17 protein-coding genes and 1 tRNA gene are annotated in these 21,369 nt (G+C 60.6%); 7 read left to right on the top strand and 11 right to left on the bottom strand.

The window, feature by feature from the left end:
• Positions 1-22: 22 nt before the first annotated feature.
• From QEZ49_RS07995 to guaB, 3 genes are all read right to left on the bottom strand, one after another.
• A complete protein-coding gene (locus tag QEZ49_RS07995) occupies positions 23-1,321 on the bottom strand; it encodes an RsmB/NOP family class I SAM-dependent RNA methyltransferase (RefSeq protein WP_280385797.1) in 1,299 nt (432 codons plus the stop codon).
• Positions 1,322-1,326: 5 nt separating this feature from the next.
• Entirely contained in the window at positions 1,327-1,752 is a 426-nt protein-coding gene (locus QEZ49_RS07990) for an MAPEG family protein (protein ID WP_280385795.1), read from the bottom strand.
• Positions 1,753-2,027: 275 nt separating this feature from the next.
• On the bottom strand, positions 2,028-3,530 hold the full coding sequence (gene guaB / locus QEZ49_RS07985; protein ID WP_280385794.1) for an IMP dehydrogenase: 1,503 nt from the start codon (positions 3,528-3,530) through the stop codon (positions 2,028-2,030).
• A 478-nt stretch (positions 3,531-4,008) separates the two neighbouring features.
• Here guaB and QEZ49_RS07980 point away from each other — a divergent pair, with 478 nt between their 5' ends.
• Positions 4,009-4,974 carry a DUF808 domain-containing protein gene (locus QEZ49_RS07980; protein ID WP_280385791.1) on the top strand — a complete coding sequence of 322 codons (966 nt, stop codon included), beginning with the start codon at positions 4,009-4,011 and terminating at the stop codon, positions 4,972-4,974.
• Positions 4,975-5,090: 116 nt separating this feature from the next.
• Here QEZ49_RS07980 and QEZ49_RS07975 read toward each other — a convergent pair whose 3' ends face one another.
• Positions 5,091-5,513 (bottom strand): hypothetical protein, encoded by a 423-nt coding sequence (locus tag QEZ49_RS07975; RefSeq protein WP_280385789.1) that lies wholly within the window; start codon positions 5,511-5,513, stop codon positions 5,091-5,093.
• 321 nt (positions 5,514-5,834) lie between these two features.
• On the opposite strand from QEZ49_RS07975, the gene QEZ49_RS07970 reads away from it, so the two are divergent.
• Positions 5,835-6,935 carry an alpha/beta hydrolase gene (locus QEZ49_RS07970; protein ID WP_280385787.1) on the top strand — a complete coding sequence of 367 codons (1,101 nt, stop codon included), beginning with the start codon at positions 5,835-5,837 and terminating at the stop codon, positions 6,933-6,935.
• A gap of 28 nt (positions 6,936-6,963) precedes the next feature.
• Here QEZ49_RS07970 and QEZ49_RS07965 read toward each other — a convergent pair whose 3' ends face one another.
• Together QEZ49_RS07965 and QEZ49_RS07960 are read right to left on the bottom strand one after the other, a co-directional pair.
• Positions 6,964-7,710 carry an RlmE family RNA methyltransferase gene (locus QEZ49_RS07965; protein WP_280385785.1) on the bottom strand — a complete coding sequence of 249 codons (747 nt, stop codon included), beginning with the start codon at positions 7,708-7,710 and terminating at the stop codon, positions 6,964-6,966.
• Positions 7,711-7,740: 30 nt separating this feature from the next.
• The gene (locus QEZ49_RS07960) at positions 7,741-9,114 is read right to left on the bottom strand and encodes a Ppx/GppA phosphatase family protein (RefSeq protein ID WP_280385784.1); all 1,374 of its coding nucleotides are present in this window, start codon (positions 9,112-9,114) and stop codon (positions 7,741-7,743) included.
• A 594-nt stretch (positions 9,115-9,708) separates the two neighbouring features.
• Between QEZ49_RS07960 and QEZ49_RS07955 the strand changes: the two genes are divergently transcribed.
• Positions 9,709-9,782 (top strand) — tRNA-Gln (locus tag QEZ49_RS07955).
• A 152-nt stretch (positions 9,783-9,934) separates the two neighbouring features.
• On the opposite strand, the gene QEZ49_RS07950 is transcribed toward QEZ49_RS07955, so the two are convergent.
• A complete protein-coding gene (locus tag QEZ49_RS07950; protein ID WP_280385782.1) occupies positions 9,935-10,933 on the bottom strand; it encodes a hypothetical protein in 999 nt (332 codons plus the stop codon).
• A 301-nt stretch (positions 10,934-11,234) separates the two neighbouring features.
• On the opposite strand from QEZ49_RS07950, the gene QEZ49_RS07945 reads away from it, so the two are divergent.
• The 4 genes from QEZ49_RS07945 (at position 11,235) to QEZ49_RS07930 (ending at position 16,660) form a co-directional block, all read left to right on the top strand.
• Positions 11,235-11,666, top strand: coding sequence for a recombinase family protein (locus QEZ49_RS07945; RefSeq protein ID WP_280385780.1), 432 nt, complete (start codon positions 11,235-11,237; stop codon positions 11,664-11,666).
• Positions 11,667-12,369: 703 nt separating this feature from the next.
• Positions 12,370-14,340 carry an ATP-binding protein gene (locus QEZ49_RS07940; RefSeq protein ID WP_280385778.1) on the top strand — a complete coding sequence of 657 codons (1,971 nt, stop codon included), beginning with the start codon at positions 12,370-12,372 and terminating at the stop codon, positions 14,338-14,340.
• A gap of 311 nt (positions 14,341-14,651) precedes the next feature.
• Positions 14,652-15,443: a DUF4145 domain-containing protein gene (locus QEZ49_RS07935; protein WP_280385776.1), complete on the top strand. Its 792-nt coding sequence runs from the start codon at positions 14,652-14,654 to the stop codon at positions 15,441-15,443.
• Between the two features lie 965 nt (positions 15,444-16,408).
• Positions 16,409-16,660 (top strand): hypothetical protein, encoded by a 252-nt coding sequence (locus tag QEZ49_RS07930; RefSeq protein WP_280385774.1) that lies wholly within the window; start codon positions 16,409-16,411, stop codon positions 16,658-16,660.
• A 39-nt stretch (positions 16,661-16,699) separates the two neighbouring features.
• Here the strand turns inward: QEZ49_RS07930 and QEZ49_RS07925 are convergent, their stop codons facing one another.
• From QEZ49_RS07925 to ctaD, 4 genes are all read right to left on the bottom strand, one after another.
• Positions 16,700-16,882: a hypothetical protein gene (locus QEZ49_RS07925; RefSeq protein ID WP_280385772.1), complete on the bottom strand. Its 183-nt coding sequence runs from the start codon at positions 16,880-16,882 to the stop codon at positions 16,700-16,702.
• Between the two features lie 104 nt (positions 16,883-16,986).
• A complete protein-coding gene (locus QEZ49_RS07920; RefSeq protein WP_280385770.1) occupies positions 16,987-18,159 on the bottom strand; it encodes a sorbosone dehydrogenase family protein in 1,173 nt (390 codons plus the stop codon).
• 351 nt (positions 18,160-18,510) lie between these two features.
• A complete protein-coding gene (locus tag QEZ49_RS07915; protein ID WP_280385768.1) occupies positions 18,511-18,858 on the bottom strand; it encodes a hypothetical protein in 348 nt (115 codons plus the stop codon).
• Complete coding sequence (gene ctaD / locus QEZ49_RS07910; RefSeq protein ID WP_280385765.1) at positions 18,855-21,356, bottom strand: cytochrome c oxidase subunit I; 2,502 nt, start codon at positions 21,354-21,356, stop codon at positions 18,855-18,857. Before ctaD ends, QEZ49_RS07915 begins: the two co-directional genes overlap by 4 nt.
• Positions 21,357-21,369: the final 13 nt, after the last annotated feature.

Below are 21,369 nucleotides of genomic sequence, written 5' to 3'. Positions count from 1 at the left end.
GCCCGTTGCTGCGCCGCGCCGATCACTGTTTGTGTCGGCGCATTAGCGCGATGAAGAAACCATCGGTGCCGTGGCTTGCGGGCGTCAGTTGCAGCGTGTCGGTGTGCCCGTCAGCGGATGCAGGTGCAGCCCCGCCCACCTGCTTTTCCCAAACCGGCGCAAAGGGCTCCAGCGCGAAATCGGGATGGCGCTCGATGAAGGCCGTCACCTGATCGCGGTTTTCCTCCGGCAGCATCGAGCAGGTGACATAAACAAGGGCGCCGCCCGGCTTGGTCATCTCGGCGCCAAGTTCCAGCACCGCCACCTGATCCTTGATGCGTTCCTCAAGGTTGGCGGGCTTCAGACGCCACTTCGCGTCGGGCTTGCGCCGCCATGTGCCCGAGCCAGTGCACGGTGCATCGACGAGCACGAGATCGAAGCGCGGTCCCAGCGCCTTCAGCGCATCCTCTTCGCCGCCGTCCATCACCTGCACGTTGCGCACGCCGGCGCGCTTCAGACGCTCGAAGATCGGGCGGAGCTGCTTCTTGTCGGCGTCATAGGCGTAGATCTGGCCGGTGTTCTGCATACCGGCAGCCAGTGCCAGCGTCTTGCCGCCCGCGCCCGCGCACAGGTCCAGCACCTGCATGCGCGGGCCTGCACCGGCCAGTAGTGCAGCGATCTGCGAGCCTTCGTCCTGAACTTCGAACCAGCCCTTGCCGTGCGCCGTTTCAGCTTCCAGATGCGGCGCCTTGGCTGCGCCTTCGGGTGCCGGCACACGCACGCAGTTCGCCGCATAGGGCGTCGCTTCAGCATTGTAGCGCGACAGCGCCTTCAACACCTTGTCCGGTGAGGCCTTCAGCATGTTGGCGCGCAGATCGATTGGCGCGCGTGCGGCCTGCGCGGCAGCCTCTTCGGCAGCACGGGAGCCAAAGGCGCGCTCAAGTGACGGCTGCAGCCACTCGGGAAAATCGCCGGCGACATAGGCCGGGACATCGGCGGGCAGTTCGGCAGTCAGGCCTTTGATCTCGTCGTCCGACAATGGCGTCAGCGCGTGCTCGGAACCGTCGGCGGTGGCGGCAATTTCATCAGCGCTCAAACCAAGCGCACGGGACGCGGCACCCAAAGCCAGCGCACGCGGCTCGTCGCTGCCCATGCGGGCGGCGATGGAATGGCGGCGACGCAGCGCATCGAACACCAGCGTGCCGATGGCGGCGCGATCGCCGGAACCAGCAAAGCGGTGCGCACGGCCCCAGTTGGCCAACGCCATCGAAGCGGGGCGGTGCCGGTTTAGAATGTCGTCGAGAACTTCAGCTGCTGCTGCGATACGTGCGCCCGCGCGCATGATTTTCAGGCTCCTGTCGCCAGAATGCGAACGGCGAAGATCACCCACATCGCAATCAATGCAATTGCACCGGCCGCCATAGCCGCAGAACGCGGCAGCACGGCATTAGAACCGGTGTGAATATAAGCATGGACCAATCGCGCGCCGACGAACAGCCACGCCAGCACCACGAACACAAAGCTGTTGGTCGAAGTGATGAGAATGAACGCCACCAGTGCATAAAACAGCATCGGCAGCTCAAGCTGGTTGTGGAAGCAGTTCGCGATCTGCATCGCGCGTGGCGGCCAGTTCGGCTGGCGCAGCGCGATTTCGTGCTGCTTCACGGCGCCGGAATTGAGCGCACGGCGGCGTTGCGCGCCCATCCACAGCATGAGAGCGAACGTCAGCGCGACCTGAACGAACACTGGCAGCAGCAGGCTGGAAACTGGCATCGGCGAGGCTCCCGTTCAGTTTTTGCACCGGCGCCTCCCCCGCGGGGAGCCGGCCGCCGGTGCTGGTTTTACGCCCCACCATCGACACGTGCATCACCACCGGCGCATCGCAGGGTAACTGGCGTGGATCCCGGCCTTCGCCGGGATGACGTCGTTAGCTCACACCGGCGACATTCTTTTTGCGCCGGCGACTCCCCTTCGGGGAGCCGGCCGCCGGTGATTGTCGTTTCGCACCGGCGACTCCCCTTCGGGGAGCCGGCCGCCGGTGCATACTGCTAGACCGAACCTGGATAGTTCGGGCTCTCGCGCGTGATGCGCACACCGTGGGCGTGACTCTCGCTCATCGAGGCAGGCGAAATGCGGATGAACTGCGCCTTGGCGCGGAGCTCCTCGAGCGTACGCGCACCGACATAGCCCATACCGGCGCGCAGACCGCCGACAAGCTGGTGCAGAACGCTGTCGACCGGGCCCTTGTAGGGCACCTGCCCCTCGATGCCTTCCGGCACCAGCTTCAGCGTATCGGTCACTTCCTGCTGGAAGTAGCGGTCCGCCGAGCCGCGCGCCATGGCGCCGATGGAGCCCATGCCGCGATAAGCCTTGTAGGTACGGCCCTGATAGAAATAGGTCTCACCTGGCGACTCGTCCGTACCCGCCAGCATCGAACCGATCATCACGCAGGATGCACCGGCAGCGAGCGCCTTCACGGCGTCGCCCGAGAACTTGATGCCACCGTCAGCAATGATCGGAACGCCGTGCTTGCTGGCTTCATTGGCGCAGTTCATCACCGCGGTAAGCTGCGGCACGCCAACACCGGCAACGATGCGGGTGGTGCAGATCGAGCCCGGACCGATGCCGACCTTGACGGCGTCGGCGCCGCAATCGATCAGCGCCTTGGTAGCTTCCGCAGTGGCGACGTTGCCTGCCACCACCTGCACCGAGTTGGACAGCTTCTTGATGCGCTCGACGGCGGCCAGCACGCGGCTGGAATGGCCATGCGCGGTATCGACGACGATGAGGTCGCAACCGGCATCCATCAGCCGTTCGGTGCGTTCAAAACCGTCAGCGCCCACCGTGGTTGCAGCGGCGACGCGCAGACGGCCCTCGGCGTCCTTGGCCGAGTGCGGATGCTTGGCCGCCTTCTCGATGTCCTTGACGGTGATGAGGCCGATGCAGCGGTCCTGATCGTCGACAACGATCAGCTTCTCGATGCGGTTCTCGTGCAGCAGGCGCTTGGCGTCTTCCTGCGAAACCGAGCGGCGCACCGTAACCAGGCGTTCCTTCGTCATCAGTTCCGAGACCGGCTGGTCCAGATTGGTGGCGAAGCGCACGTCGCGGTTGGTGAGGATGCCGACCAGACGGCCCTTGCTGCCGTCGCTGGCCTGCTCGACCACCGGCACGCCGGAAATGGCGTTATCCGCCATGATCGCCAGCGCCGAGCGCAGCGTGGCGCCCGGATGGATCGTGATCGGATTAAGGACGATGCCGGATTCATACTTCTTAACCAGCGCGACCTGCCGGGCCTGTTCTTCCGGCGTCAGGTTGCGATGGATGACACCTATGCCGCCTTCCTGCGCCATCGCGATGGCAAGGCGGGCCTCAGTGACCGTATCCATGGCTGAGGACACGACCGGAATATTGAGGCGAATGTCTTTGGTTATCTGGGTGCCGATATCCGCCTGACTGGGCATGATCTCAGAGGCGGCTGGCACAAGAAGGACATCGTCGAACGTGAGAGCGACGGCGGAATCAATGATGAGCGGGCCATTCCGAGCGGCCATCGGCGACTATCTCCTGTGGGCTGGGGGGACACGGGTTCCGGCCCAGCGGAAGCGATGTCGGCAGGGCTATAGCACCGGAGTCGTGGTTATGGAAGCAAGGCCCGGCGCGGCAGACTAGCGCCAGCGCTTTCCAGGCTTCGGGGCGGCCTGCCACAGGCGCATAAGTGTCGGGGCACGATGGGGCTTCCCTGAAATGCGGGGCTTTCGGCGCAAGCCTATCGACCTGAGGAAAAGTCCGCGGCCGCACCAAGCCCACCCAGCCGAGCCGAGCATTGGGCTGAGATACCGGCGTCGCATTTACCGCCGCGAGCGCTGCCCACCACCATCACCAGCCCGTTGTGATGCGCCGGCAAGCTTTTCTTGCCATGGGCCAGGGCGCCGTTTTAGCTGACGGATATCAGGCGTTGGCGGGCCGGCAATTGCTGCCGACCAGCGCCGAAGGGATACGGGGTCAGGTTTTACAGGTGGGTGCTTCAGCATGAGCGGCGGTCTTCTCGCGTTACTCGACGATGTCGTGGCGCTGACCAAGGTCGCGGCCGTAACGCTGGATGATGCGGCGGGACAGGCGGCGAAGGTCAGCGCCAAGGCTGCCGGTGTCGTCATCGACGATGCCGCCGTTACACCGCGCTACGTTACCGGATTATCAGCCGAGCGCGAGCTGCCGATCGTCTGGCGCATCGCCAAGGGCTCCATCACCAACAAGCTGCTGTTCCTGCTGCCGGCGGCGCTGCTGCTCAGCTATTTTCTGCCGCAGGCGATCACGCCGATCCTGATGCTCGGCGGCATCTATCTGGCCTTCGAGGGCTTCGAGAAGGTGCACCACATGCTGACCGGCCCGCCCAAGGCGGTGCAGGGCCTCAAGCTGGTGGCCAATCTGCAAAAGGGACAGGCCGCGCTTGAGGAAGAGCGCGTGCGTGGCGCCATCCGCACCGACTTCATCCTCTCGGCCGAGATCATGGCCATCGCGCTAGCAGCGATTACCGCGCCGGATCTGTTCACCAAGGCGCTGGTGCTGGCCACTGTCGCCATTCTGATTACCGTCGGCGTCTATGGCGTCGTCGCCGTGATCGTGAAGGCTGACGACATCGGCGCACGGCTGGTTGAGCGCAACGGCGCCATCTCGGGGCCGATCGGGCGGGCGCTGGTGCGCGGCATGCCACCGTTCCTGGAGTTGCTGAGCATCATCGGCATGCTGGCCATGCTGTGGGTCGGCGGCGGCATCATCGTGCATGGGCTGGCCGAATTCGGCTACCCGCAGGTCGAGCACTTTATTCATCACGCAGCCGATGCGGTGAGCGCCGCACTGGCATTTGGCAATGGCGTCATTCACTGGCTGGTGACGGCGATTGGATCTGGAATTGTCGGTCTGGCGGTGGGCGGCGTCATGATGCTGCTTGTCGGTCTCGGACGGGCTGTGACCGGCAAGGGTGCGCCCGCCCACTGAGACGGCGGCAAATTGGCGGAGAGAGCCACCGCCCAGCGCTGAGCCTTCAGGAGTGGCGCTGCGCAAACAGAGACGCCCCTTCACCAGCCTCTCGGCGAATGGGGCGGCCCCTGTCGTCAGCGCTGCGGATAGTCGACCGACGCGGTGTCATCCCCCGCCGGACATTTGCGATCGTGGGAAACCTTGGCTTCGCTACATTCGGCGCCGAATTCCGCAGCACCATCCGTCTTGATCGGATGCAGCGTTGCCTTGCACATCATCGACTGGCCAGATGGCGCGCCGGAGCGCAGCTGCACCGCACGCCCGACGCCGATCTGGAAACGGAACACGCATTCCTCACCCATCGGGCGCAACAGTACGGTGATGACGTTATCGTCCGGCGAAATGCTTTCGATGGCAAAGCTGTCGCCTTCTCCGTCGCCGAACGAAACTGCCTGCTGCGGCCCGACAGCGAAGGTGTCGCCTTGGTCGGTTTCGGATGCGGCGTCGCCTTCCGCAATGAAGGCATGGATAGCTTCATCGGCTGGCGAAGCTGACACCGTGCCAAAATCTGCAATGGGCGAATACGCTATACATAAAGGTGCGATGGCGAACGCGATCGCAGCCAAACCGAACCGAACGAGACACGGATGATGCATACCGTGGACCTCAATATGAGCGCATGGAGCACTCTATCCGATTGCTGCGGACCTGTCCTGAGCCACACATCGGAAACACAAAAGAATTCTGAGTGCAGCTCTAACCTCGCGCGCGCAGCTTGCGTGGAGGTTAAGAAATTGGGCTGAACTTTCCTTGCCCTGAACTATTTTCAAGGGCCAAGGCGCCGTCACCTACACGCACGCTAGCAAAGGAAATTTCTGTTGGAAAAGCCCGCTACCAAGCTGTTCGCCCCTCACCCTGCCGCGTGTCTGGCCACGTTCGCGCATACGCGGCCATGGCACAGTGCGGTTTGCACATGGCTGATGTTTGGGTTGGGCATCCTTTGTGGAGCGTTCCTGATCGCGCAGCCGCTGCGCGCCGATCCGTATCTTGCCGATTTCGAATACCTCTATCCCGTCGCGCGTTTTGAACTGCATTCGCAGCAGCAGGATCTGTGGATGTCGTACATGGACGTCGCACCATCCGGGCAAGCCAATGGCAAAACGGCCGTTCTGCTGCATGGCAAGAACTTCTGCGGCGCGACGTGGGAAACAACCATTCAGGCGCTGAGTACGGCGGGCTATCGCGTCATCGTCCCCGATCAGGTCGGTTTCTGCCGCTCGGCCAAGCCGCGCGCCTATCAATTCAGCCTGCACCAGCTTGCAGCCAATACCCATGCGCTGCTGCAAGCGCTACATATCGAGCGCCCCATTGTCATAGGCCATTCCATGGGCGGCATGCTGGCGATGCGTTATGCGCTGATGTATCCGCAGCAGACCGGCGCGCTGGTGCTGGTCAACCCGATCGGACTGGAGGACTGGAAGGCCAAGGGTGTGCCCCTGTCGACGGTTGACGAGCTATATGCGGGCGAACTCAAAACCACGCGCGAAAGCATCAAGGCTTACCAGCAGAAGGTCTACTACGACGGCCACTGGAAGCCGGACTATGACCGCTGGGTCGACATGCTGGCTTCGATGTACGCAGGCAAGGATGGCGACCTCGTCGCCTGGAATCAGGCGCTGGCATCGAACATGATTCTCAGCCAGCCGGTAATCCATGAGATTGATCGCATCGCGGTGCCGACGCTGCTGTTGATCGGCCTGAAGGACACAACCGCCATCGGCCGCAATCGCGCGTCGCCGGAAGATGCAAAGGCGCTTGGCAATTATACCGCACTGGCCCCCGCCGCCGCAGAGCGCATTCAAGGTGCACGGCTGATCCCGTTTCCGGACCTCGGCCATTCGCCCCATGTCGAAGCGCCGGAGCAGTTTCACGGCGTGATGCTTGAAGCGCTGTCGGCGTTGCCTGCGCACGCACGCTGAGCCGCAACGCAGTTGCGGGCACCAGATATCAATCGTCGGCCGCGTCATTCTCCGGACGGAAGCCTGTGGCCAGCACGTACAGCTCAGCTGAATCAGCGCGACTGGCCGGCGGCTTGACGTGATGCACCTTGGCAAAGCGCTTCTTCAGCAGGTCGAGCAGATCGCGCTCGGTGCCGCCCTGAAACACCTTGGCCAGAAACGCGCCGCCCGGCTTCAGCACATCGCAGGCGAAGTAGGCCGCCGATTCCGCCAGCGCCATGATGCGCAAGTGGTCGGTGCGCGTGTGACCGGTGGTGGGCGCCGCCATGTCGGACAGCACGATGTCGGCACGTCCGCCGCGCAGCATGGACCGCAGCGTGTCCTCCGCACCCTCATCGGTGAAGTCGAGCTTGATGGCCTCGACGCCGGGCAGCGGCTCCATGTCGAGGTAATCGATTGCGACCACCTGCCCCGGACCATCGCCGATCGACTGCACCCGCTCCGCCGCGATCTGACTCCAGCCGCCGGGCGCTGCGCCAAGATCCACCACCGTCGCGCCGGGCTTCAGCAGTCGATATTTTTCGTCGATCTCAATGATCTTGTATGCCGCGCGCGAACGCATGCCATCACGCTTGGCGGCCGACACATACGGGTCGTTGAGTTGCCGCTCCAGCCAGCGCTGCGACGAGGGGCTATGCTTGCGCGCCGTCTTCAGCTTCACGTGCATCTGCCGCTGGCCGCCGCCAGGGCCTCTCTGGCCACCGCTCTTCTGGCCACCGCTACGCTTAGTTGTCATTGCATCTAGCCTTCTGCGCCTCAGCGGCGCTCAGATCGGTCGACGGCGACGGCGCAACGGCGCCAGGACGCCATCTTCCACCATCAACGTTGTAAGAATTCCTTCGCGCAGGCCGCGATCGGCGACCCGCAGGCGCTCGCACGGCCACATACGCAGGATTGCTTCCAGAATAGCGCAGCCAGCCAGCACCAGATCGGCGCGATCGCGCCCGATGCAGGGCTCGGCCACTCGCTGCTCATAACTGCGCGCGAGCAGATCGGCGGTTACCTCGCGCACATCGCCGACGTCAAGCCAGCACCCGTCCACCCGGTTGCGATCATAACGCGGCAGGCCAAGCTGTATGCCCGCAACCGTGGTGACCGTGCCCGACGTGCCGAGCATATGGATACGCCGCCCCGCAAGCCGCGCCGCCACGTTATGCTTCTGTTCGAAGTTGACCAGAAATCGGCCTGCCTCCGCCACCATGGCCTCGAAGGCATCCGGCGTCACATCGCGTCCGCCGAACCGCTCCGCCAGCGTGACAACGCCAACCGGCAGCGACGTCCATGCCACCATGCAATTCTGCGCATCGAGCCGGCCAGCAAATCGGCGGTCGCGCTGGCGCCCGCGGCGGGTCAGATCCAGCAGAATAAGCTCGGATGAACCACCACCGATATCGAACACCAGCACATAATCACAGCTTGCATCGATCAGCGCCGCACAGCCCGAAACCGCAAGGCGTGCTTCAAGCTCGGGGGTCAGAATTTCTATTTCGAGCCCGACCTTGTCACGCACCCGCTGCAGAAACTCGTCGCCGTTTTTCGCGATCCGGCACGCTTCCGTCGCGACCAGCCGCGAGCGACGCACATTGGCGCGGCCAAGCTTGGCGGCACACACCTTGAGCGCCTCCAGCGTACGCGTCATGGCGGGTTCGGAGAGCTGGCCCGTCTGCGCCATTCCTTCGCCCAGACGAATGATGCGCGAAAAAGCATCGATGACACGGAAGCCCCGGCGCGAGGGCCGCGCCAGCAGCAGGCGGCAGTTGTTGGTGCCCAGATCGAGGGCGCCATACACGCCATCCGGCCGGCTGTGCTGAAATTCATGTGCAGCGTCAGTGTCGCGCTCGGCAGCCCCTGCACCGCCGCCGGTTGCATCCGCTCCGTTGCGGGCGCCCGGACGAACCTCCGCACCACGCTTGCCGTTGCGCCCCTGTGGAGGCAGGGAGGAAGCCGCAGGATTGGAATAGAGAGCGCCGTCACGCACGTATGGGTCGATGGAACCGTCGTGGCGGTGGCGCGAAGCGTCGGGATGCGACCTTACAGCCGGGATCTCGCGCGACGGCGCGGCGGCCGAAGGACGCCTGTCTTCGCCGTCTAAAGATAAAGGCGCATCATCGGCGCCTCCCTCGTCGGGATAGCCCTGCACGTTCATAGCTCCAGCGCCTGGCATACGGCGAGGACGATTGCCCCTGCCCGCGTCATCAGGCGTCTTCTGGACGACACTTGCTGCCAGTCTAGCAGCTATCGGTAAACAGTAAAGCGTGCTGGGCCGCGGCTTCTGCCGTCAGCGGCTTTCTGAAGCCAAGCGGCGGAACTTATCTGCTAATTTCAATAGCATGGGCGGAGCGAAAGCAGGGCTGGACCGGCCAGCCCGCCTTCACAGGGGCCGCGCAGGCCAGACGCATTCGCAGGACCGGGCGGCATCCCCCAAGCGGCGGCGTGGGGATTGCCCCACAGCCCTAAGTGCTGCATGCGTCCAGCCCACGGCCGTAAACCGCGCCGCTGCTGCCGGTGCGCGAGGATCTCGGGATCGAAGATGCGCGTGAGGGTCTCGGGATGGATGCACATAGCCGTCCCTAGCCGTGAGCAGTCGCGTCAACCGTCACAAAAAGGCACCGAGCGAGGCAGCAGGCGCGCATCACGACGCGCTGTGGAGGAAAATGCCGTTTCATCGCTTGCGGGCGCGCGAAGCAACTGTTATACGCGCCGCTCCGACGGCAATTGCCGTTGATCCCGGCTTTGGGGGATCGTCTAATGGTAGGACTGCAGACTCTGACTCTGCCTGTCTAGGTTCGAATCCTAGTCCCCCAGCCACAAATGCGTGCTAAGTTATTGATATTACTCTATAATTTTGACCAGTGCGCCGACTAAGAGCCAGTTTGTAATACTTTTTGTGACACTTTTTGTGATACCCCGCGATAGCTTTTGTAATACTTTTTGTAATACCGCGGGCTTTCGCGGCCCGTCTAATCTTTGGCATGCGCGGATGCAGCCACCTCTTCAAAGAGGTTCGCAATCCCCTTCGACAGTGGATCGGAAAGCACCAGCTGGCGGCGTGCCCATGCCAGCCAATCGGTGATCGTCTGGCCATCGACGACACGAGACGTATCCTCTGCTTCACGTTCCATCCGCACGATGAGTTCTTGCAACGCCTGCGCAGAGCGGTGGCGCTCAGCCAAGACGAGCAGTGCTTGACGGCGGAGTTGCTCGCGACGGAGGTGTTGCGTCTCGCGCTCAGCCTTGAGCGCTTGATCTCTTCGGCGCTCAGCCTCCGCTTCACTCCGGACGCGATCTTCAGCAATCACCGGCACGCATTCTAAGAGCGCATCGACTATCGCGCTGATATGCTTCTCAAGTTGACCATCCTTCTGTTCCGCCCAATTCAGCAGACCACCAAGCCGCGGCGGCAAACTGTGGTTGACGTGGAAGATGAGTTCGCTGGTTCGCTTAAATTGTCGAAGAGCGCCATTTTGGACATAAGCTTTGCGCTGGCTCAGGACGCAGTTGATACGCTCGCCCTGAGACTGAAATTGAATGCGATCAAAATCACTCATAACGGGCCACAAACCCTTTTTCTCCGCGGCGTGAAACAGCCTATCGAGGAAGCACAATTCTTTTCGGTATCTCGTGACCGTCTCCTCTTTCCCGAGGGAACGTGCGTAGGGGCGGCGTGCGAGGGTTTCGCTACTCGCCAGCCAATCCGTTATTGCCGGGTGGACGAACTCCACCGGCGCATTTGTCCCGTCATAGCTCTTGGTTCGCCCACCGGGCGTAAACTTGGCATGGGTGGAAGTTATCGTGATCGTTTCAGCGATCGAACGTCCAGGTGCCTTGAGCGCGGGTTTGTTGGTCGCATCAGGTAGTTTCCCCCACTCGCCACGGGGTGGAACCGGGATCTCAAGTTGCTCGCAAATCTTGGCTAGACGTTGCGGCGAGATGGCGAACTTTGCTGCCAGCCGCCTCATGGGTTCTGCCCACACGGCCTGATACAGCTCGGCTCTGCTTATTGTGATCGGCTGCCGGCCTGCAGCTGACATGCGCGTACCTGTCGTGGCGAAGACAACCTGATCTTCCACAGATCCGCGTCGCGATCAAAAAGGGACGTTTATTGTGCAGCTCTCTGACGGGTTGGTTACGATGCGATAACCTCCCGATCATGGCCTTTTTCGCATCCTCCGCATCGCAATCCGTTTACCTTCAAAAACCTCCCTTTTTGTTAGACGCGCTGAAGGGCGCGATGGCGCCGTATCACCGAGGTGCCGAACGATGAGAGTTGGTTATGCGCGCGTCTCAACCGACGATCAAAATCTCGATCTTCAGCTCGATGCGTTGCGTCGAGCGGCATGCCAAAAGATCTACGAGGATCTTGGAGTGTCGGGCGCCATAAGTACCCGCCCTGGCCTAGCGAGAGCTCTCAGACAGCTGAAAGCAGGCGACACGCTGGTGACCTGGAAGCTCGACCGCCTTGGACGTAGCCTGGCCCATCTGATCACCCTCACCGCAGACCTGGACAAACGGGGCATTGGGCTCGTCTCACTTTCAGAAGCCATAGACACACGCTCGCCTAGTGGGCGGCTGCTCATGCACATGATGGGTGCGCTCGCGGAGTTCGAACGCGCGTTAATAGCCGAGCGAACGCGTGCAGGCATCGAGGCAGCACGCAACCGTGGGCGGCGTTTAGGACAGCCGCCTAACTGACTCCTGACGACATCCTCTACGCCGCCGTTGCTTTAGCTTCGGGGGAGATTCGGCATGGGGAACTCGCCAGAACTCTGCAGGTTTCGCCGCTCACGCTGAGCCGCGCTATGAATCGTAACGCTCATTCGTAACGCGTCGTCGCTGCACACGCAGGCATTTAGCAGCGATCGTAGCTCAGATTGACAACGTGCCCAGGTTCTTATGCAGTGGCTAAGGTGGACCTGGGCAGCCCACCGCATTCCTCGCTGGGCTATACGACGCCTTGCACGCAGCGCTTTCCCCCGCGAGCGGGATGTGCTCGGCGTCTCAGTTTGCGGTTAATACGCGGATCGGTCGAAATGCCGAGTTTGCGGACCTCGGACGCCCTCCCTGCTCAACCGAGCGATCGACTTCAATATGGGGTCGCGATACCTCGATTAACGGACATCTGAATAGTCAACCGAGTGAGCCGCTTTGACCGGGGAAGATCTTGCGTACGATTTTACGACGAGAACGCGGCTCAGGTCGCGGCCTAGCGCGGCGCTGGCAGGATAGAGCCCAGTGATGTCGCGCCGAAAGCAAAGTATAGGCCGACGACACACGCCCCCACCAGGACGGGCGGCCAGAAAGAGGGCCGTTGATATCTGCTTACGTAATGCAGTTGAGCATCGCCCACCCTTCGGATTCTGAGTAGAAAAGGGGCTTGGAAGACGATGGAGTGAATATGGCCCGGAAGGCAGCGAGCCCGCCCGGACAAGGAACCCTGTTCGAAGACCGGTTCCTGGAAGACTACGCTGGGCAAATCATGCGCGATCCCGTGGTCGCCCTCGTCGAGCTGGTCGCGAACGCCTGGGACGCGTACGCGACGAAGGTTGATGTCACATGGCCGGACGACGCTACACCCTTCCGCATCGAAGACAACGGCATCGGCATGACCGAAGCCGAGGTCGATGTCAGGTGGCGGACCTTCGCCTATGACCGCATCAAATCGCAGGGCGGCGAGACGGTGCAGCCGCCGCCGGACCTTGCCAGCAGGAAGACGCGCCGCGTGTTCGGCAGGAACGGAAAGGGTCGTTTCGCGGGCTTCTACTTCTCCGATCCCTACCGCGTCACGACGTGGCGCGACGGGAAGCTGGTCGTGTTCGAGATTTCAAGGGGCTTTGCCACCGGCAAGCCGTTCGACGTGAAGCAAATCGGAGAGTCCAAAGAAACGGACGGCCACGGCTGCATCATTTCCGGCGTGCATCTGAAGTCGGTCCTGCTGTCGGACGAAGACGTGCGCGCGCTCCTGAGTACCCGCTTCTTGATGGACCCGGAGTTCGCTGTTTCGGTCAATGGCGTGCGCGTTACGTTCGCCGACATTCCCGAGGAGTCCCTGCGCGAGATTCCCGTGACTATTGACGGCCTAGGCACCGCCATGATCCGCGTCATCGACAGCCAGAAGACTGACCGCACCGCCAAGCAGCACGGCGTCGCGTGGTGGGTCAACCGCCGACTCGTAGGCGACTGCAACTGGCGCTGGATCGACCAGGAGAAGTTGCTGGACGGGCGCACCGAGGAAGCTAAGCGCTACACGTTCGTCGTCGAGGCGGACTTCCTGATGCCGGCGGTGCTGCCGGACTGGACGGGTTTCAAGCCGGAGAGCGGCGAGTGGCAGAAAGCCAAGGACCCGCTGCAGAACACGATCGTCGATGTTATCCGCGACATCACGACGGAGCGGCGCGCCGCCGCCAAGAACACGGTGCGGGAGACGCACAGCGAAGAAGTACGCAAGCTGCCGCCGCTGAGCCGAGAGCGCTGGAACGCGCTGCTCGACGAGATCGTGGACCGGTGCCCGAATATCAGCGAACCGCAGGTCGATCAACTCATGGGGCTGATGGCCAACATGGAGCGCGCGCAGTCGCAGTACAGCCTGCTCGAAAAGCTGAGCGGTCTTCCGCCCGGCGACATCGACGCGCTGAACGACATCCTAGCGAAGTGGACCGTGCGCACAGCGAAGGTCGCGCTCGATGAGATCGAAGGGCGCCTTAGGATCATCGAGGAGATCCGCATCGCCACGGCGAACCCACAGATCAAGGAGGTGCAGGAACTGCAGCCTCTATTCGGCAACGCGCTGTGGATATTCGGGCCGGAATTCGAGAGCATCGAGTTCACCTCGAACGAGACGATGACGACGGTCATCCAGAAGCTGTTTAAGGTCGATGTTGCGGCGAGCCGTAACCGGCCCGACTTCGTGATGACGCCGGATAGCACGGTCGGCTTTTACGCCATCCCCGCCTTCGATCCGGAAACGCACAACGTGACCGGAACATCGCGGCTCGTGGTCGTCGAGCTCAAGAAGCCGGGCCTCGTTCTCGGGTCCGACGCGAAGCAGCAGGTGTGGAAGTACGTGAAGGAGTTGATCTCCAAGGGTCTCGTTACCGACGGCACGCTCATCACCGGCTTCGTCCTCGGCGAGTTCGTCGAGGCCGCCGAGGCGAGCGAATTCACTGAGCGCGACCGGCAGGTCCGCATCCGCCCTCTGCTATACTCCAGCTTCCTGACGCAGGCGGAAAAGCGCATGTTCAATCTGCGCAAGCGCCTGCAGGAGGCGCCTTTCCTGCGCAATAAAGGTCTTGTCGAATTTGTCGTCGCGCCGCCCGCACGCGAAAGCGTGCCAGGGCTGTTCGACGTGCGGGAGGCGAATACGGCCTGAGCCGGAATCATCGGCAAAGACCATGAACGAGAGGCGCAAGCGCCCGCTGAGCGAATTGGAAAAGATCGTTGGCAACGAGTTTACAACGGCAATATCAGAACTGTTGCCCGGATGACGTCTTCGAAGGCGAAAGGCCGCGCGATGCACTATCCCGTGATCTTACACGACGCGGTTGACAAGATGATCAAGACGAGAACGTTGCCGGGCTAGGCGAGGATTACAGGCATTCGCAGTAAGGGCACCGTGCCCTGGATCGCGGAGCGCGCATATTCCCAAGGCAATTGCAACTGGCAGCATTAATAGAGCATCGCATGTCCGACAACACCAACGCCGACGAGCGCGTCAAAGGGGAATGTCCACTGTGTGGTCGAGACAAATGGGCCGACATACGAGGCGAGATAAAGAGCCAGTACGATGACGAAAGGTCCGGTGTTTTCGGAGGCGACACGTATCGTCTCTTAGAGTGTCGCGGCTGCAATACGGTGTACTATCAGCACGAGTCCTTTTTCTCCGAGGACGTAGAACAGGATTACGACGGCCAGCTCACGCCGGTCGCTAGATTCAAATACTACCCGTCGCTTTCGAAGCGAGATCGTCCTAAATGGTTTGGCGGTTGGTTTTTCGCTGCGGAGAGCGATTTATACCGGCTTGTCGAGAGCCTCTATACCGCAATCGATAACGACCTCCTCATTCTCGCGGCTAGCGGCGTACGTACAGCGTTCGACGTTGCTGTGTCGAAGCTGGGGATCGACCCTACGATATCTTTCGAAGAGAAGATTGGCGCGCTGAAGGTTCAGGGTCGGATCGGAACCTACGAAGAATCCGATCTCACGACGATGGTAGAGGCGGGCAACGCCGCCATGCATCGCGGATGGCAGCCTACGCTCGAGCAGGTCGATACCATGATGACCACGCTCGAACGGTTCATTCACAACTCGTTTGTGCACGAGGAGCAGACTGCGAAGCTAAAGGCAAAAGTGCCTCCTAAGCAGCGCCGGATTAGCAAGAGGGTGAAGAAAGCCGGCGAGGCATCGTCAAGCGCGAACCTTCAATCTGTGCAGACACAAGGAGATGATGGAGCCCCGACTGACGACGCCAGCTAAGCGCCGATACGATCAAGGAACCCCTCGGCCCAACTCTGGCGGCGACGAAACCTGCGGTCCGCTGATGCAAACTGAACGCGTGAGCCTCGCCAATCAAAGATCGCGTCGTGTACGCCTCGATGGAGTGGGGCGGGCATCGACGACCTTTAACGTGATCAACGCCACGGCTATTCAACCTTCCGAAGCGGACATCTTCTGGTCCACACTACAGAGCAAGCGCGGTCGAGCGTCCACGTCAGCTCATGGGACGTTGCGACAGTGGTCGGTGGTGATGCGGCAAGTGCAGGGGAGATGGCCTTCACACCCGTCGGGTTGGGAAACGCCAAACTGCACTATAAGAAGCAGTGCGAGATTCTGTCGGAAGGTGTGCTTAGTACCGCAATGATTTCGTTGAAATAAACACCTTCCCTACGGGGCGCCATCCATTCGTGTAACGAAATATCGGGATCTGTCGATTGCTCGCCCAAAGCTGTCGATGATTCTTATGATGCTGGCGGAGAGAGAGGTGGATTGTGACCAAAGCTGAATCCACAAATGAACTTATGAGGTCTGGAGGAGTTGAGCATCAGATAAACAAGCATTGACGCGAAAAATACCTGACGCTCGAAACTGTATGTGTCGATGCCATGCGGCAACGCAGGAGCATCATGATGAGTGAGCAACAGCCAGACAAGTATTGGCGAGTCTCGCGCCGTGGCAGCGGCATCGTACTTGCCCGATTTAGTTCAAAGACAAAAGCGATCTTGGCAGCTGATCGGTTCAGTAGAGACGGACATGCGTATGACGTGGCTGAAGAGTCGGAGCCGGTGCAGCATGAGCATCGCGTGATTCCGTTCGTACGACGTCGCAGCCTGAGCTGAACGCTGCGCAAAGGCCCAAACGAATTCGATACAAAAAACCGTGCAACCGCGAGTGGCAGTTGGCGTTTCCAAAGTGGGGACGACAACAGCTCAAGGAGATGATCAATGTATCGGATTATTGGTATCGCAGTCGCTAGTGCGCTTTTAGCAGGGTCGCCGGTATTGGCCGGTGGCAGTATGGAGCAACCCACAGACAAAAAGGCGCCGGAGACCAATAAGGATGGCACCGACAAGCCTGCTAGCGTGGGCCGGGAATCAATAGAACCTAAGGGCATGGGCAAGGACGATCGCGAGCAAGACTCGCAAGCAGCTCCTGAAGCCTCAAAGCCTTCTAAAACACCCGACCAAACTAGGTAACAACCAGGGCTCGAAGTCGGATGGTCTTCGAGCCCTCAATTACCGCTTGCCCTTCGCTCGCCGCGATAACACTTTCCGGTCGGCTGGCGCAGCCTGCGAGTAAGACCACCAGCGATCGCCGCGAACACTTCCGGCATCGGGGATGTTGCTGCCTTGCGCGATCACATCTGACTGCCGCAGCTTCGCGACGATCTCTTCCGGCTTGTAGGTCTTCTTCGGCACCTGAGGTCCTCCTCTAGGGAGAAACCATTACTTCGAGGCGGACCAATTCATTGGGGGCGGATCACCACTCCGCGCGCGAATGTCAGCGGTCCAACCTTTGACAGCTATTGGGCCATAGCCGGAGCGACACGCCAAATGACCTTGCCGACATCGTCGGCGACCAAAAGCGCGCCATCGCCAGCAATGTCCACACCTACTGGACGTCCCATTGCGTTACTTTGAGCATCAAGGAAGCCCGTGAGAACGTCCACCGGCATTCCGCTTGGTTGACCGTTCGTAAACGGCACATAGATCACGCGATATCCGCTGGGCTCGCGCCGGTTCCATGAACCATGCAGACCAACAAAGGCGCCGCCTTGCCATTGGGGTCCTAGTGCGGGCTTGTCATTAAAAACCAGACCAAGCGCGGCTGTGTGACCGCCCAATGCATAGTCGGGGCGGATCGTTCGCTCAATCGTGCCGGGAGGAATCTCATCGGCTTTGAAACGGTGATCGGCGCGGCCCCAATATGCCCACGGCCAGCCGTAAAACCCGCCCTCCTTTACCGATGTCAGATAATCCGGTGGAAGATCATCTCCAAGGCCGTCGCGCTCATTAACGACAGTCCAAAGCGTATTTGTGCCAGGCGCAAAACCCATGCCGTTCGGATTGCGCAATCCGGTGGCATATTCTGTGAGTGTGCCAGTTGCAGGATTTACGGCGTAGATCATGGCACGCCCTTGTTCGATATCCATGCCCTGCTCAGCGATATTGCTGATAGACCCGACTGTCACAAACAGGCGCGAGCCATCCGGAGAAGCAATCACGTTACGCGTCCAATGACCATTGTCATCAGCGCGGAATGGCAATGCTGCCACTGTTTCGGGCGGCCCTGCGGCGGTAAGGTCTCCGTCAGTATAGGGCACGCGCACAAGCGCGTTGGTGTTGGCAATATAAAGATGGCCATCGAGGAGTGCCATTCCAAAAGGCTGGAGCAGGCCTTCAAGGAAGATCTCGCGTTTCTCCGCAACACCATCACCATCGGCGTCACGCAACAGCACAATGCGATCCGGGCTAGTCTCCTGCACCGCGCCAGCATTTCGCATCACGTGCTCCATCACCGAACCTACTAATCCCTTGTTGGACAGCGGCAAGCTGGAAGCTTCTGCTACCAGCACATCGCCGTTTGGCAACGTGTAAACCCAACGCGGATGGATGAAGCCATCAGCAAACCGCGACACCTTCAGCCCTTCTGCCGCGACGGGTGCGCCATCCGCAGTCCAGCCAACAGCTGTCATCTCGTTGATGCGCGGAATGGGAATCCATCGACTTTCGGGTTCAACAAGAACCGGTTTGCTGCCGTATGCCGAATTAACTGGCGGTGTCTCGCTAGCGTGTGCCGAAAATGTGCTTATGAGTGCAAGGATAGTGAAGTGCATGAACGCGCGCATAATGGGATCTCCTTTTAATCCCCAACGTCTTCCTGCGCGAAGCGTTCAAACAAAATTCCCATGTACCGCACAATTCCTTGTCATCGGATTCGTGGCACTCGCTGTCATTCGGCAGCAATGCGGCACTTCAAATTCGCACTAATGTGATAGCATCGTTGAAGCGGACATTTGTGCGTCGCGTGCGAAAAGCTGCGATTCTCAACACGCTGTAAGCCACATCACACCGACAAACGATAAGCCGCCCGCTGCGAAAGCGGCCAGGGCACCGTAGACGGCAACAGCAGTCACAAACCTGCGGGGCGCGTTCTGCTCAGGCCTACCTTTATGCTTTGACAGGCAGGCGTAGATCGTCATCAGCACACACAATCCAGCAACGTAGAGTGCAACAAGCTGCACGCGCTGCAGGCTGATTGTGTCGAGAATGATGACTTTGTCCCAGTCGAGCCGGCAACCGACGCCTTGCATCCCATAAATGAGCGCAAAGATTATTGCCCAGACTGAAAATCCTGCCGCAACATGAACAAGACGGCCGGATGGAAAGATCATGGCGCTGCGCCCGTTCCGGCGATCGCAATCAGTCCCACCATGAATAGGACGCCGATAAAATTCGCGCCCGCTGTGTAGAGGTGCCACTGATTGCCGATGCGCAAATCAAGCGTGCGCCTTGCCGATACTTTACCGCTGATCATCCGCGCAACGCCAAACAATGCGAAGACCACGCCCATTGCGTGATGCGCGGCAAGATAGATGATCACCACCATGATCACGGCAGACAGAGCATGCTGCGTGAATGAAGGAATGCCTGTGACTGCAAGGGTGAACAAGCACGCCAATGCAATCGCATGACAAGCTGCGCAGAGCGCCAGAGCCGGGATAGAAACCGCGCCGCCCACGTTGCGTAAGGCGAGAATTCCCGACGCCATGGCAGCGAGCGCGGCAGCCACGACGCCGATGGGCAAGACCACCCCTAATGCCGGCAGTTCGGCTGGCGGCCAGTTCGGCGCCGATGCCCACAGGAATAAGCCGCCGAACAGCAGCGAGGCGTACAGCATCGCATCGGCCACTAGCGTGAACGCCATAGCCCACGAGGATGGCGCATCCGCACTTTCAGAATGATAGGGCGCTACGATTCCGTGTCCAATCGGAACAGGTCCGACGTCAGCACGAAGGCCCGTATCACGCGTCCAGAACAGGAAACAGATAACGACTAGCGGGATGGCAACTAAAGCGAGCCAGTAAAATTTGAACAGCATCAGCAGGAAGAACACGCCGGTCGTTGCTGCGGTAATGAGCGGGAGATACGTTTGGCGCGGTAGGACGATGACCTGTTCGGTGTTTCCGCCAACCATTTCCACCCCGAGTGTTTCCATCTGCCCGTTGCGGGTAAAGGCGAGATATCCCATCCCTCCGGCCAGTTCAGCGGCCATTGTGCTTGGCTCAAGCGTATCGGCGCGGCGAAAAATCTTCGGCAGGGATGCAAAATTATACGATGGGGGCGGAATTGGCATAGCCCACTCCAACGTCGCCGCCTTCCATGGATTTCTGGTGCTGCGCGGTGCGAAACGGACGATAAGTAGAAGATCGAGCGCCGCGATTGCGAAGCCGATAGCCATGATGAAGCTGCCGAATGACGACAGAAAGTTTAATGCCTCCCATCCGTACTCGGGAAGATAGGTATGTACGCGGCGGGGCATGCCCTTGAGCCCGGTCAGGTGCATGGCAAGGAACGTCACGTTGAAGCCGGCGAAGATCGTCCAGAACCCGATGTTCGACATAACGCGCGAAGGCCGCCGCCCGGTTATATGCGGCAGCCAGTAGTATGCTGCACCGATCATCGGAAGCACGAACCCTCCGATCAGTACGTAATGAAGGTGCGCTACAACGAAATGCGTGTCATGCGCTTGCAAGTTGAACGGCACGATGGCGAGCATCACGCCGGTCAATCCGCCAATCACAAACACGAAGAACATTCCGAACACGTAGAGCATCGGCAGGGAGAAGCGGGGCGTGCCGTGCGCCAGCGTCGCTATCCACGCGAAGATTTGTACGGCTGTAGGCACCGCGACGAGAACGCTGGCGGCAGCAAAGAAGCTTAGCCCCAAATGCGGGATGCCAGTGGCGTACATGTGATGCACCCACAGGCCGAACGACAGGAACCCCATGGCGATCACTGCAATGACGACAGCTATGTATCCGGCTAGAGGGCGGCCTGCGAATACGGGCAGAAAAGTTGAGACGAGCCCAGCTGCAGGCAGAAAGATGATGTACACCTCGGGATGGCCGAACAGCCAAAACAGGTGTTGCCAGAGCAGCGGGTCGCCGCCGCGCTTCGGATCGAAAAACGGAAGGTCGAAGGCCCGTTCCACTTCCAGCAGGATCGATCCGAGGATTAGCGGCGGAAAGCCAACCAGCATCATGAAGGCGACGATGAGCATGTACCAAGCAAAGATGGGCATCCGGTCGAGCGACATGCCGGGCGCGCGCACCTTTAGGACGCTCACCGCTATCTCGACAGCGGTGCAGATCGCGGAGATCTCGACAAAGGTGATGCCGAGAAGCCAGAGATCAGCGTTGATGCCGGGCATGTACGTGCGCGAGGACAGCGGCGTGTACATGAACCAGCCGGAGTCGGGAGCAACGCCCGCCAGCATGCCGACGATCAGCATCGATCCGCCAAACAGATAGCACCAGTAGCTATATGCGGTGAGCCGCGGGAACGCGAAGTCACGCGCACCGACGAGCTTGGGTAATAGGTAGATCGCAAATCCCTCAAACAGTGGAATTGCAAACAGGAACATCATCACTGTTCCATGCATGGTGAAAATCTGCGCGTACAGCCCCGCTTCCATGAACGCGCTCTGCGACGTTGCGAGTTGTGCGCGTATCAGCATCGCGAGGCCGCCACCGATCGCGAAAAAAACGATCGCAGTGACGATGAACCTCTTACCCAGCGTGGTGTGATTGACAGAGGCAAGCCGCTGGAGACCGGGCCGGGTATCCCAGATTGCCGACAAATCCTTATGCAGCCTGATCGGCGATAGCATGGGCTTGTTCGCC

This window comes from Hyphomicrobium sp. D-2 (genome assembly GCF_029872155.1).
GTDB lineage: Bacteria > Pseudomonadota > Alphaproteobacteria > Rhizobiales > Hyphomicrobiaceae > Hyphomicrobium_A.
Note: the sequence above shows the minus strand (reverse complement) of the source record. Positions and strands in the feature narration are given on the sequence as shown.